Raw genomic sequence first — 14,228 nt, 5'->3', positions numbered from 1 at the left:
ATGAAGAGAAGTATACTTTTAGGTTTTATTTTTTTGTTTTTCAGTTGTAATAGTAATTCAGTTGATAAGCCCAAAAACCTTATTGAAAAAGACAAAATGGTTGCTATTTTATATGACATATCCTTATTGGAAGCCATCAAATCACAAAACATCAATGGTGGCATAACAGCAAAAACGGGGAACGACTATATTTATAAAAAATATAAAATAGACAGCACTCAATTTGCAAACAGCAATAAATATTATGCTTCTGATATTGAAGAATATAAAAAAATGTTTGAAAAAGTTAAAGAAAAACTGAATGCCGAAACGTTAAAAATTGATAATCAGCTAAAGAAAAATGGTCAAGTTGTTCCGCCAAATCCAAATAGCACTATAAACTCGGATACACCTCAGGTACAATAGTTACTTCTGTAAAGAAACTACTTCTTTAATAACATCATTAATGCTTTGGAATTCATAATTCAGAGCATTTTTTATTTTTTCATTCGAAATAAAATCATGAGAATGCAGCGAATTTGCACTGTATTTTGACAGTTTTCTTTTGGTTTTGAAGATGGTCGAAAAAAACAAATCTATTCGCCAACCTAAAGCAGTCATCCAAGGTTTTGCTTCAAATTTAGGTTTTTTTACCTTTAGGTTTTCAGCAATTGAAAAGATGACATTTTTGAAAGTTAGGTTTTCAGCAACAATTGTAAATCGTTCGCCAACGATATCGCTTTTCATTAATTGAATCATGATTTTTAACACATCGGTAACGCCAACAAATGCAGTAGAGCCGTTGGTGTAAAATGGGAATCCTTTTTTAATTGCGCTAAAAAATAAGCCGCTTCCTTGATTCCAAAAACCTGGGCCAAAAATCACTCCCGGATTTACAATTATTACATTCAAGCCTTCTTGCTGTCCGCGCCAAATTTCCATTTCGGCACCATATTTTGAGATGGCATAATCGCTATGTTGAATTTCTGGATTCCATTCGGTTTCTTCAGTAATATCATTTTGGTTTGGCCCTGAACTTCCTAAAGCGGCAATAGAACTAACATGGCAAAGTTTTTTTATTTTGTAATCGATGCAAAAATTGACGACGTTCGCTGTGCCTTCGATATTTACTTTTCGGAGTAAATCTTCATCATTTGGATCATAGGAAATTAAACCAGCGCAATGGTAAACATAATCGACATTTTTGAATGCAATTGCCAGCGAAGTAACGTCAATAATATCTGCCTGAATCCAATCAATCCTTGAAAATAAAGTTTCTTTGTGATAAAGTTGGAACAGCGATTTCGTTTTTTCAATTGATTTTGGTTCTCTATAGATTGCTCGAATGGATTCTTCATTTTCAACTAAATGAAGAAGCAAATGTGCTCCGACTAAACCTGTTCCTCCAGTTACTACTATCATTTGGTAAAGATAATTAGATTGTTAGATTTTTAGATAATTAGATTTGATAAAAAGTATGTCAAAAGTCTTTCTTCTAGCCCTGATTGGAGCGGCTACCTTGTAGCGTGGAAAGCAGGAATAGGGATTGCTGATAAATCCAGAGCCATTCGCTTCTAAAATTCCCAATTCTGCTTATATTTGCGCAAATTATTTTAGAATGACACGAGCCTTTAAGGCGACTGCATCGAACACCTATATCAACTATTAACTCAGTGAGATGAAAAATCTTGTAGAAGAATTAAAATGGCGTGGACTTTACCACGACAGCATGCCAGGAACCGAAGAGCAACTGCTTAAGGAAGCCACGACCGCTTATATTGGTTTTGATCCTACCGCGGATTCGTTGCATATTGGAAGTATGGTGCAGATAATCTTGCTTTTGCATTTGAAAAACTTTGGACACAAACCGATTGCTTTGGTTGGTGGTGCGACTGGAATGATTGGCGATCCTTCGGGAAAATCGGATGAGCGTAATTTGCTTAACGAAGAGCAATTGGCGAAGAATGTTGCCGGAATTAAAAGTGTTTTATCTAGATTTTTGGATTTTAATTCGGCCGCAACCAATGCTCCAATTATGGTGAATAATTATGATTGGATGAAGTCGTTTTCGTTTATCGATTTTGCGCGGGAAGTTGGAAAAAGAATCACCGTAAATTATATGATGGCGAAAGATTCGGTTAAGAAGCGTTTGACAGGCGATGGTGAAGGAATGAGTTTTACGGAATTCACCTACCAATTGATTCAGGGTTATGATTTTTACCATTTGCATAAACATTACAATTGTGTGCTGCAGATGGGTGGTTCTGACCAATGGGGAAATATTACAACCGGAACCGAATTGGTTCGAAGAATGAATCCGAATACCGAAGCTAAGGCTTTTGCTTTGACTACTCCACTAATTACAAAAGCGGATGGTTCGAAATTTGGAAAATCAGAAGGCGGAAACATTTGGTTGGATGCTGATAAGACTTCGGTTTATAAATTTTATCAGTTTTGGCTGAATACTTCGGATGAAGATTCTGAAAAGTATATTAAGATTTTTACGTTTTTAGCTAAAGATATTATTGATGCTTTGATTGCTGAGCATAAGGAAGCGGCGCATTTGCGAGTTTTACAAAGAAGATTGGCCGAAGAAGTTACGATATTAGTTCACGGGAAAGCGGAATTGGAAAAAGCGATTCAGGCTTCTAATATTTTGTTTGGCAATGCTACGGCTGATGATCTGAAAACTTTAGATGAAGCTACTTTTTTAGAGGTTTTTGATGGCGTTCCACAAGCAGAAATTTCAAGAAATGATATTGAAGCAGGAATTAGCATTGTGGATGTTTTAAATGAAAAATCAGGATTTTTAAAATCGAATGGTGAAGCCAGACGTGCTTTGACAGAGAATTCTATTTCGGTAAACAAGGAAAAAGTTACGGAAGAGTTTCAGCTGGCAACCAAAGATTTGATTAACAACCAGTTTGTGTTATTGCAGCGAGGAAAGAAAAATTATTTTGTAATCAGAATCAAATAATAAGAAGGAGCCGTTTTGGTTCCTTTTTTTATTCGCTAAAATCGATTGGAACTTTGTTTGAAGTATACCAGCCTTTGATAAAAGTTTTGTCATTTATAATTGCGGAGTATTCTTCCTCTGTTAGCTTTTCTTTAAATTCTTCGAGCAGTAAATTCACAGCAAATTCAATATAGTGAGTTGCTTTTTCCTCAATGTAAAATTCAAATTCATCTTCTTTTCTATATCTTTCCTTGTTCCAATAAAGTTTTACTGTGAAGTTTTTAGTCTCTTTAGGTTGCATCATGATGATGCTTTTCATCAAATCCTTATTAGTTTCATCCCAATGATTTTTTACAAATTCTTCCATTGCTATTTTTTCAACTTCTTCTGCAGTTTTGTCATCATAAAATTTATACTCTTTTTTACTTTTAAAAAGTTTATTGGTAAAAATAGTATTCATGTCAATTGGCTTTTGTTCTTCAAATAATTTATAATAGCCGTTATGCCTCTGTGAGCCAGTATTTATGGGGATTAGGTTTTGAGTGTTGGCAATAAATGAAATCGGTTTGTCTGTTAGGTTTTCAATGTGATATTTGATGGTGTAAATCCTTTCTGTTGGAATTGAATCGAATGATGTTACCGAATCTATTTCTATTTTTATAGCCTTATTTTGAGCAAAGGCAGTAAATGAAATCAGTAAAAATAAAAGATGTTTCATGGCTCAGATTTAAAGTATAACGAAGAAAAGAAAGCTTTATTATATCACCATCAAATTACAACCGCGAATATCAGAATTGTCAAAACGTCCCAATACTTCGAAAGAGTTGTTGGAATATTTTTTGCCCAAATCCTGTGTGGCTATAAAGGAGCATGAATTAATATTGGCCAAATCAACAACGTTTATTCCACCAGTTTTTCCGTAATCGACATAAGTCAGAGCATCTTCGGTGTCGCGGGTTAGAATCTGCATCCAGGATGGACATTCGAAGATTCCGTTGCCCAATGAGTAAGCTTGGGACAAAAGTTCAGTCATTCCGTATTCAGAATGAATGCTTGAAACGCCAAAACCATTGCAAAGAATTTCATGTAATTCTTCGCGGATCATTTCTTTACGTTTCCCTTTCATGCCGCCGGTTTCCATGATGATGGTGTTTTTTAGTTGGAACTTTTGTTTCTCCACTAAGTCCAGTAAAGCGTAGGTTACACCAATCAGAATCACATTTTGCCCCGAGTTATCTAATTCAATAAGTTTAGTAATTAACTCATTATAATTGTGCAAATAAAAGCCGCTATGCTCATTGTTTGAAAGCTGAATCAAATCTTTCACCATATAAATTAAAGAAGAACCATTACGCTCTAAATAGGATGGAAGCAAAGCTAAAACAACATAATTTTCAATGTTGCCATAAAATTCTGAAAATGCGTTTCGATAACTTTGTTCGTATAGCGAAACATCTGTAACCAAATGTTTGCTTGTGATCATTCCCGTTGTACCGCTGCTTGTAAATGTTTCCTGAACGACATTTGAATTCGAAACTACATCGTGGCTTTTAAATAACTGAATTGGTAGAAACGGTATTTGCTGTAATGATTTTACGGATTGTTTATCCACTTTAAGAAAATCACAAAACTCTTTATAAACTGAGTTGTTTTCATATTGAAAACGAAAAATTTTTAACGCTATTTTTTCAAATTGCTTTTGAGAGGAAATGGCGAATATGTCTTGTGGGTTTATCAAAGAGTAATTTTTGGCAAAAGTAATGAAAATAAAAAAGCCCTAACTTTCGTTAGAGCCTTTTTAATATATTGAAAAAATAATTATCTAATAACCAATTTTCTTGAAGCTGTTTTTCCTTCTTCAGTTATGTTTACGATGTAAACACCAGTATGTAAACTAGCTACATTTATTGCATTGTTAGAAGTTGTAGTGTTTAAAACTTGTTTTCCTAAAACATCAAAAACAGTTACTGTTTTTTCAGCATTAGCCGCGGTTTCGATGAATAAAGTTCCGTTAGAAACCGGGTTAGGATATATTTTTAAACCAGCGATGTTATTTTGACTAACACCTAACAAACCAGCAACTGTTGTTGTAATTTTTAACTCATCAACTGTAATTGTTGGAGTTGCAGTAGCACTATCTTGTCTTAATAAAAATCCTCCTAATGTAGTAATTGCCGCTGTTGGCGTGTCTGTTAAATCCGCTGGTGTTGCATCTGTTAAAGTAGCAAGAGTTGGATTTAACCAAGCTTTCAAAGTATTTCCAGCAAAATCGTATCCTAAAACCACACAAACTACATCTCCAACATTAAATAGGGTTGCTGCGTAATTTGTTGTTGTAGTTCCAGAAGTTAACCCAAGTTGGTATTGAGTTCCCGATTTTTTAAGAAATAATCTAGCTTTAAAAGTAGAAGCTACACCATCAGTTAATGCTACAAAATAAGTTTGAGTTCCATCAGTAGTTACGTTTGCATAATCAGTAATATTCATCAAAAATCTTGCATAAAAACCACCTTCTGTTGCAGTTGTAGCAGTTACTGGAGTATGACACTCAGCACCAATTCCAGAGAAAGAAACTGAATTTCCTGTTGAAGTAATACCTGTATAACTTAAGTTTCCTGCAACTGCAAGGATATTATCTCCAGCATTAGAATTTGACCAAGTTTGATTTGCTCCTAAAGCTGTTCCAACGGTATATGGGAATTTTTCTTCATAAGGCAATGCATTAACAGGTTTGCAATCTATACCAGTTACAGGATTAGCATCGTATGAACAACCGCCTTTTGTTATATTTAAAGTAAAATTTGTTGCTTCAGTAATTCCGCTAACAGTAATGTTTCCTGCCGCTACTGTAGCTGGATTGTCTCCTCCAACAGTTCCTGATGATGGTGTGAAAGTATAAGCACCAGCAGTCCCACCTGTATAAGGGATTGTGACAGTGTAAGTGTCAGTTCCAAAGGTAACTGCATCACACAAAGTTGTTGGATTTCCTAAAGTTAAGGTACATGCAGGATTAAAATTAAAAACTTTTACATCATCAATTCTCAACTGAGCTGCAACAGCAGGTTGTGTAAAACGTAAAGACAATGTAGTAGTTGATGGAATTGCAGCACTAGCAGTAGTGATTAATTGCCATCCAGCAACATTAGTATAGGTTATTGGTGTCCAAATTGTACCATCTGTACTAAATTCAACTATAGGCTGAACCGTTGCAGTAGCATTTAATCCAAAAGACAATCTTAAATTAGTTGCAGGAAAAGCAGAAGTATTGATACCATCTATTTGAAAATATTTTCCCGCTGTATTTGTTAAAAATACATTTCCACCACCAGAAGCGCCACTGTATCCACTAGATATACCTGTGATTCTTACATCTCCAGTTCCAGAATAAACAATTGGAGTTGAGTTTTGGAAAGTTGCGGGTGCAGTTCCAGTAATGTATGCCGGAATTAATGTTGTTCCTGTTGGTGTTCCAAAGTTTTCAGTGTAAATAGTCTGTGCAAATGATACAGAAGCTACTACCAAAAATAATAAAGAGTAAATTTTTTTCATTTTTTTAAATTTAATTAGCCTACAAATATAACAACAAAATTGTATTGTAGAAAAAAAAGAATGTAAAAAAATGATTAATTAAAGATTAATTTTCAGAAAGTTAAACTATCTGACAATTAGTTTTCTAGTGGCAGTTGTATCGCCTTCCGTAATTTTAATAATGTAAACTCCAGGAGGAATATTTGCAATGTTTAATTCGCGTGAAGAAATGGTAGTTTGTAAAACTTTTTTTCCTAGCACATCAAATATTGAAATTTCTTTATCTAGAGAAGTTTTTGAAGTAATGTATATTTTACCATTACTCACAGGATTTGGGTAGAATCCCAAACCATCACTTGTCTGTTTTCCTTCTTGTGCAAAGCATAAGACAGAAAACATAAGGAATACGGTTATTATAAAGTAATTTTTAGCCATGACTTCAATTTGGTTGTTACAAATATATAAATTTTTTATTTCAAATAGCGTACCAAAAAAAAACATCCTGAGTTTTTCAGGATGTTTTAACATTTATAAAGACTATTTTTTATTGTATAAGGTTAACTCCGCCAACAGTTGACCATGCACCTGTGGTTAAAGAAGCTCCAGTAGCAGTTGTGCTTGTGCTGTATTGACCACTAGGGAAAATTACTGAAATAGGCGTTGGAGGAGTTCCAACATTTGCTCCTAAAATTTCAAGTGCCGTATTTGTAATTTTAACATTTGTAAGCTTAATTTTTGAACCGTTTACTTGATTTGTGTTTGTATTAACATCTTGAATCTTAATTGCAGCACCTTGATATGTTGTTGCTCCTTCAGTATATGGACCATAACCATCAATAACAATATTACTGTAGTCACCATTTGCTTCTTTCTTGAATTGTATTGCATCAATTTGAATATCACCTGCAACTTCAGGAGTACATCCAGTAGCTCTTTTCAAAGTAATATTAGTAACTTTTGGCCAAAAGGCATTATTGTTATTAGAACATTCTATTTCCATACCATAGTTTCCTTTAGTAACTTGTAAAGCATACCAATTTGAATTGTTTTGACCTTGCCATCCATCTTGCCAGTCGAAAGCATCATCATAATTTCCGTAAGAAATGGCATTTGTCATGCTTACTGTTCCACCAAAAAATTCGTAACCATCATCCGCACCTTTATAAGATACCAAGTGATCTAATGTTGTTCCAGAACCACAAGAATAGAAAGTAAATCCATTATTTTCTTTTGTTCCGTCAGCTAATTTTGCGCCAGCGTACTCAACTCTTACATAGTTTAAAGAACCACCGTTGTGAGCTGCATTTGTACCACCATATGGTAAAGCGTTTCCATCTTCAGAAGTTGATGTTGTTACACCACCAATAGCTTTAATTGGAGCATCACCGTATATTATAATTCCTCCCCAAGATCCAGGAATTCCAGATTTTTCAGTAAATACAACTGGTAAAGCTGAAGTTCCGTTAACGATAAGTTTTCCACCATTCAAAACTACTAACGCATTGTCTCCGGTTATTTTGTCACAAGTAATTGTAGATCCTGCATCAAAAGTAACTGTTACACCAGCGTTGATTTTTACAATACCTTTTAAGGTGTAAGTTCCTAAAGGATAAACTTTATCAGCAGCTATTGGACCTGTAATTTCTCCTGTAACTGGTTGTGCACTTGAATTGTCATCACTACTTGTACATGCAGTGAAAGTTGTAGTTAATGAAGCTAAAATAGCTAAACTTAAAATGATTTTTTTCATGAGTTTTGTTGTTTAATTTTCTGTTACAAAAGTAAATTTGAATTGCAAAAACGAGGTTATCTAAATATTATAATAGCGTTACGCTTCGCCTACTAAAAAGTAAATTTATTGTTAAGAACGTGATGTTATGATAACACAAAAGCCGTCAGTAATAGACGGCTTTTGAATATTTGAATAGGCTAATTTTAAAATGTGTAAGTTAAATTTAAAGAAAAACCAACACCTTTTTTATAATTGGCAAGGATATCTGCATCAGGACCTGTTTCTTGTAGTTGAACAGTTCCTTTGTTACCTTGTTGTAATCTTATTTCAGGATTAAGAAGGTTATCTGCTGAGAACTTCAAATCAAAATGATCTGATAATTTACTGTTCCAAACCAAATCTAATTGATTAACCGGTAATTCATATACGTGATCCAAACCTACTGTTCCTACAGCATAAATCCTTTTTCCAAACACTGAATAAACTAAAGAAAGAGTATTACTCCATTTTTCATTGAAATTAAACTGATATTTCAAATCTGAATTGACTAACCAATTTGATGCACCTTGTAATTGTCTTGATCTATGAGTTTCTATAGATTGTGTTTCACTTCCATCTGCATTAACAGTTGTTTTTGGAACTTCTACTTTGGTTTGCATTAGTGAAGTATTGAAGCCAAAAGAGAAATCTGACAAGCTTTTATTAATTCGGGCAAAGTCAAATAAAAACTCCAATTCTGCACCGTAAAGTTTGGCATTGTCAGAATTCATATAAGTTGTGATAGTACTTGTTGCAGCATTTGAAATAAATGTTCTTTCAATTGGATTTTTAATTGATTTTCCAAAAATCCCTATGGCAAGCATTTCTTTTGCTGTTGGAAATAATTCATATTTCAGATCAACGTTAAGGTTGTCACTGTTAACTAGAAACGGGTTTCCTTTTGTTGAAGTTCCATCAGCATTGATGTATTCAATTGGATAAGCTTCCATAACAACTGGTCTTGTATACGTTTGACTTGCTGCAAAACGAACATTTGCTTTTTCGGTAACTTCATATTTTACATTCACGGAAGGTAAAATGTATAATTTTTCTTTGTTGATTTTTGTAAATGGCTGATCAAAAGAACCTTGCTGTCTGTATTTGGTTTCTCTTTGTGTATTTTCAGCTCTTAAACCACCATTTACTTCCCATTTTTCAGCAAATTTGAATAACACATTGGCATAACCACAATTTGCTAATTCCATTAGTTTTGCTTTGTAAGTTGAATTGGAACTTTCTCTGAAAGCAAATGCATTGTCACCTAAATACTGATTTAATTGGGAATCTAAAGCATTAACAGGAACACTAAAACTATTAGGAAGAAATGCACCAGTTACAGGAATAGTTGGGATTATAAAACGGTAAGATGACTGCATCAAGGAAGCACTTCCGTTGTAACCAACAGCCAATTTATTTTTCTTGTCAGCACCACCAAATTTCAGGCTGTATTCTAACATTCCTGACAAATATATATCACTTTTAATATCTAAATATTGTTTGATAAAATTGTTTCCAGAAATAGATGTAATAATATTGTCTCCATCCAAAGTTCCAGAAAAAAACTTTCTATCTGGTTGCTGATAGGATGTTTTAGCAAAAGATCCTCCAGCCTTAATGTTTTGATTCTTATCTTTTGTCAAAGCATATTCCCCTAACAATTGTGAATTAAAATAATCCGATTGATCTAATTGGTTTGTTCTGATTAATACTTTGTTAGTACCACTCAAAAAATCACGGACACCATATTGATCTTGTATCAAATTTTCAGTAGTTCTTAAATAAAAATTATTCCATGCTAATTTTAACCTATCCGTAGAATAATTTAATCCAAGTAATGAGGACGTTGATGTTTTATAATTATATCTAGATGTAATAAAATCATTATTATACGACCCAGATGGTAAATAACTACTTTCTTTTCCTTGACGGAAAGTGTACTCGTTATCAAAATTCATCGAGAACAAATAGGAAAAACTTCGGTCTTTTTGTAATTTAAATTTCTCCGAATGCAAAACCCCAAAACTCATATTCAATGGCGCTTTAGTCTTAGTAACATCAAAACCACTTTTGAAAGATTGCAAAGATTGATCAGGTGTAAAAGTGTAACTGGCTGGCTTACCTCCCAATAATCCCGGCAAAGCTCTATCGTTTCCTGTTAAACCAAAGAAACCTTTGCTTCCATCAGCATCTTTAGAAATTATAAAATCATTCAGATTATTATTAGCCGTATAACTTGTCCCGATGCTTATTTTGGTTATGCTTTTAGTTCCTTTGGAAGTTGCAATATTAAAAGTTCCACCGGCAAAATCACCATAAATATTAGGATTGAAGGTTTTGTATACATCTATTACACTTACAATATCTGTTGGGAATAAATCCAAAGGGATAATTTTTTTAAACGGATTGTTCGTCGGCGCTGCTAAATCATTTATCAATAAATTATTGTAGCGATCTTCTAATCCCCGAACAAATAAACCTCTTGAGCCAACTTTGGTAATACCGGTAATCTTTGTTAAACCTTCTTCGACGTCACTTACTCCTTTTCTTGACAATTCCTGAGCACCAATACTTTGTTTGATTTCAACTGCTTTTTTCTGTTCCAACAACAAAGCGGTTTCTTTTTCTCTACTAGTTGTATTTTGAATAACAACATCTTTTAACTGATAGCTTCCCGAACCTAACGCTTTATTGATTATGACGGATTCACCAGCCTTTACTTCCACTTTTTCTTCAGCCGTTTCATAACCTAAAAAACTGAATTGCAGGATGTAAGTTCCGGGTTCTAAACTAATGGTGTATTTACCAGCTTCATCTGTTGTTACAGTGATGCTTGTTCCTTTTATTGCAACATTGGCAAAAGGCAAGGTTTCATTATTTAACTCTTTATCCGTTAAAATTCCTGTAATTGTTCCTTTGTTTTGAGCAAATCCCAATACTGTGATTAGTAAAAAAGTAATAATTAATCTAAGTTTCATTTTGTCTTATTTAATTTTGGTGCAAAGAAACTACCGCAATGTAAAGGTCATGTTACTCCAGTATTACCATTTTGTTCGTTAACCATTACCAAATTGTTAACAGATTAAATTACGGTTAAGTCAGGTTTCGTTTATCAATTCATTTTGTATTATCTTTACATTTACATCCACAAAACAATTGTGTCCATTATGAAAAAAAAAGACATTAAGATTTTATTAGTAGATGACGAGCAAGATATCCTAGAAATTGTAGGATATAATCTTTCTCAGGAAGGATATCAAATTGTAACTGCAACCAACGGGAAAGAGGCCATAACCAAAGCCAAAAAGGAATTACCACAACTCATCATTATGGATGTGATGATGCCCGAAATGGACGGAATGGAAGCCTGCGAAAACATTCGAAAGCTACCTGAATTAAGCAATGTTATCATTACTTTTTTAACAGCAAGAAGCGAAGATTATTCTCAAGTTGCCGGGTTTGACGCCGGTGCAGATGATTATATTACTAAACCAATCAAACCAAAATTATTAGTAAGCAAAGTCAAAGCCTTACTTCGTCGTTTAAAAAGTGACGAACACGCTTCAGAAACACTCAATGTTGGTGGCATCGAAATCAACAGAGAAGAATATAAAATCATCAAAGAAGGAAAAGAAATTGTACTTCCCCGAAAAGAATTTGAATTGTTCTATCTTTTGGCTTCCAAACCAGGAAAAGTATTCAAGCGCGAAGAAATTCTGGATAAAGTTTGGGGCAATGAAGTCATTGTTGGCGGAAGAACTATCGATGTTCACATTAGAAAACTTCGCGAAAAAATTGGTGAAGAACTATTCAAAACCATCAAAGGAGTTGGCTATAAATTAGAAGTGTAAATGAAAATAAATTTCAAGAAAACCTATACGTTTGCCTTAATTTCAACGTCTTATATCACCTCTTTTTCTACTGGTTTTCTTTCGATTTTATTATGGTTTTTTCATGAATTTTCTTTGCCAATCATACTCGTCTTTGCAATTTCGATTGCTACTTTTTCTTTTTTTGTTATTCAATATCGTGTTGAAAGATTTATTTATCGAAGAGTTAAAAAAATCTACGATGATGTTTCGCTTTTAGAATCAACATCCTTCCGAAGTCAACCTATTACAACTGATATGGAAACCTTGACCAAGCAGGTTAAAAAATTCGCCACCGATAAAAAACTCGAAATCGAAACCTTAAAAGTGCGTGAAGAATATAGAAGAGAATTTCTTGGCAATATTTCTCATGAACTCAAAACCCCGTTGTTTACAGTCCAAGGTTACTTGTCTACCTTGATTGATGGTGCAATTGATGACAAAAAAGTGCGCAAAAAATACCTAGAAAGAGCCGAAAAAGGAGTAGAAAGATTAGTCTATATTGTAGAAGATTTAGACATGATTTCTAAACTTGAAATGGGCGATGTAAACCTCGAATTATCCAAATTTGATATTGTCGATTTGGTGCAAAGTACTTTCGATTTACTTGAAATGACTGCCGATAAGAAGAATATTATATTGATGTTTGATAGAAAATACAACAGAGCTGTAAATGTTTTTGCCGATAAGGAAAAAATACAGCAAGTGCTTTCAAATCTCATTATGAATTCTATAAAATACGGCAAAGAAAATGGCACAACCGAAGTCACAATCGAAGATTTAGTTGATGATAAAATGATTGTCAGAATTAGAGATAACGGAGAAGGAATTGAAAAACAAAATATACCCAGACTTTTTGAACGCTTCTTCAGAGTTGATAAAAGTGGTGCAAGAAGCGAAGGCGGTTCGGGTCTTGGCCTCTCAATTGTAAAACATATTATCGAAGCACACGGCGAAAAAATTTATGTGGACAGCGAATTTGGCAAAGGTTCTGAGTTCTCATTCACGCTCGAAAAGCATCAATAATTGTTTCCAAGAAATTTCTTTTTTAAGTTGTGGCAATCCTTGGTATAATTGAACTTGTAGTAAGTTTTCAATCTTAAAATCATCTTGTTTAGCATAAGGGACAAAGCCATTTCGTTTTAATCTTTTTGCCAAATATTCTTGCTCAAATTGTCCCGGCGTTGGTATAAAAAAAGCTTTCTTTTGCAGTTTTGCCAAATCCATAACTGTTGTATATCCTGAACGGCACAGCACTATTTCACTTTCGTTAAAAGCAGTTTCAATTTCTGAAGAAGTCATGAAATTATAATAGATTACATTTTCCTGTTGTACTATTTTTTGTTCTGATTCAATTAGTCCTTTAATGAAAATTACTTGTCCCGAAAATCGCCTAACTTCAGATATGAGTTTTTTCTCCAAAAAAGTCCGCTGCGGTTCTGGCCCAGAAAGTATAACCATCAAATCATATTTAATCGGCAAGTCTTTTTTTTCTAATCGGCTTAACGGACCAATATATTTTAGATTTGGAGAACTATTTTTCAAATGACCAAGTTTTCCGGTTAAGTTCGGATTTTCCTGTATATCCGGAATCCAACATTCCGTAAATTTTTTGATAAAATGTTGGTGTAATTTGCTTGAAATCCAAGTAGTTTTTCCCGATAAAACATTGAGTTGATGCGTAATGAAAACACTTGGAATCTTTTTGCTGTAAATGCCCAAACGATTATCCGAAATAATACCTTGTAAACTGAATTCTGCAATCCATTTTTTGACGATTCTCTTTTCTGCGAAAATAGCTTCAATCATTTTCGGGCTGTTCTTAATCAGTTTCCATTTAAAATCTGAACCGTTTTTTGCATATTCAATTTCATACGAAGGCAATTCCAACGATTGTAAGTGCGGGAATTCCTTTTGAAGCAGCTGTAAAGCCACACCATCGGAAGCCAAAACAGGTATAAAACCATTTTTTTCTAATTCACGAATAATAGGAATACACCGTGTAGCGTGACCCAATCCCCAATTTAAAGGCGCAACAAGAATATTTTTTTTTGAATTTTCCAAGTAGTGAAATTACGGTTTTAACATTGCAAAGTAAAAAAGATTTTGAATAGTTTATATTTCCTTA

Annotated in this window: 12 protein-coding genes; 4 read left to right on the top strand and 8 right to left on the bottom strand. The window is 33.8% G+C overall.

Translation table 11 applies throughout. The annotated features are described in order from the left end of the window. Positions 1-405: a DUF4296 domain-containing protein gene (locus QWY90_RS12680; RefSeq protein ID WP_290286328.1), complete on the top strand. Its 405-nt coding sequence runs from the start codon at positions 1-3 to the stop codon at positions 403-405. On the opposite strand, the gene QWY90_RS12675 is transcribed toward QWY90_RS12680, so the two are convergent. Beyond that, positions 406-1,401 (bottom strand): NAD-dependent epimerase/dehydratase family protein, encoded by a 996-nt coding sequence (locus tag QWY90_RS12675; protein WP_290286327.1) that lies wholly within the window; start codon positions 1,399-1,401, stop codon positions 406-408. A gap of 256 nt (positions 1,402-1,657) precedes the next feature. On the opposite strand from QWY90_RS12675, the gene tyrS reads away from it, so the two are divergent. Beyond that, the gene (gene tyrS / locus QWY90_RS12670; RefSeq protein ID WP_290286326.1) at positions 1,658-2,956 is read left to right on the top strand and encodes a tyrosine--tRNA ligase; all 1,299 of its coding nucleotides are present in this window, start codon (positions 1,658-1,660) and stop codon (positions 2,954-2,956) included. 28 nt (positions 2,957-2,984) lie between these two features. Here the strand turns inward: tyrS and QWY90_RS12665 are convergent, their stop codons facing one another. The 6 genes from QWY90_RS12665 to QWY90_RS12640 all read right to left on the bottom strand — a co-directional run bounded on the left by QWY90_RS12665 (position 2,985) and on the right by QWY90_RS12640 (position 11,209). Then, a complete protein-coding gene (locus QWY90_RS12665; protein ID WP_290286325.1) occupies positions 2,985-3,653 on the bottom strand; it encodes a hypothetical protein in 669 nt (222 codons plus the stop codon). A 39-nt stretch (positions 3,654-3,692) separates the two neighbouring features. Continuing rightward, positions 3,693-4,673, bottom strand: a complete 981-nt coding sequence (locus QWY90_RS12660; RefSeq protein WP_290286324.1) for a LuxE/PaaK family acyltransferase — start codon at positions 4,671-4,673, stop codon at positions 3,693-3,695. A gap of 80 nt (positions 4,674-4,753) precedes the next feature. Next, positions 4,754-6,484, bottom strand: a complete 1,731-nt coding sequence (locus QWY90_RS12655; protein ID WP_290286323.1) for a T9SS type A sorting domain-containing protein — start codon at positions 6,482-6,484, stop codon at positions 4,754-4,756. A 105-nt stretch (positions 6,485-6,589) separates the two neighbouring features. Next, complete coding sequence (locus QWY90_RS12650; RefSeq protein ID WP_290286322.1) at positions 6,590-6,898, bottom strand: T9SS type A sorting domain-containing protein; 309 nt, start codon at positions 6,896-6,898, stop codon at positions 6,590-6,592. A gap of 109 nt (positions 6,899-7,007) precedes the next feature. Next, positions 7,008-8,213 carry a beta-helix domain-containing protein gene (locus tag QWY90_RS12645; RefSeq protein ID WP_290286321.1) on the bottom strand — a complete coding sequence of 402 codons (1,206 nt, stop codon included), beginning with the start codon at positions 8,211-8,213 and terminating at the stop codon, positions 7,008-7,010. A 185-nt stretch (positions 8,214-8,398) separates the two neighbouring features. After that, positions 8,399-11,209, bottom strand: a complete 2,811-nt coding sequence (locus QWY90_RS12640; RefSeq protein ID WP_290286320.1) for a TonB-dependent receptor — start codon at positions 11,207-11,209, stop codon at positions 8,399-8,401. Between the two features lie 189 nt (positions 11,210-11,398). Between QWY90_RS12640 and QWY90_RS12635 the strand changes: the two genes are divergently transcribed. Together QWY90_RS12635 and QWY90_RS12630 are read left to right on the top strand one after the other, a co-directional pair. Beyond that, on the top strand, positions 11,399-12,082 hold the full coding sequence (locus QWY90_RS12635; protein ID WP_290286319.1) for a response regulator transcription factor: 684 nt from the start codon (positions 11,399-11,401) through the stop codon (positions 12,080-12,082). Further along, a complete protein-coding gene (locus QWY90_RS12630) occupies positions 12,083-13,126 on the top strand; it encodes a sensor histidine kinase (protein ID WP_290286318.1) in 1,044 nt (347 codons plus the stop codon). Here QWY90_RS12630 and QWY90_RS12625 read toward each other — a convergent pair. Next, entirely contained in the window at positions 13,100-14,164 is a 1,065-nt protein-coding gene (locus QWY90_RS12625) for a glycosyltransferase (RefSeq protein ID WP_290286317.1), read from the bottom strand. The two genes, QWY90_RS12630 and QWY90_RS12625, sit on opposite strands and share 27 nt — an antisense overlap. Between the last annotated feature and the right edge of the window lie 64 nt (positions 14,165-14,228).

It is taken from the genome of Flavobacterium paronense (assembly GCF_030409795.1).
Lineage (GTDB): Bacteria > Bacteroidota > Bacteroidia > Flavobacteriales > Flavobacteriaceae > Flavobacterium > Flavobacterium paronense.
This window is presented reverse-complemented; position numbering and strand designations above follow the sequence as displayed.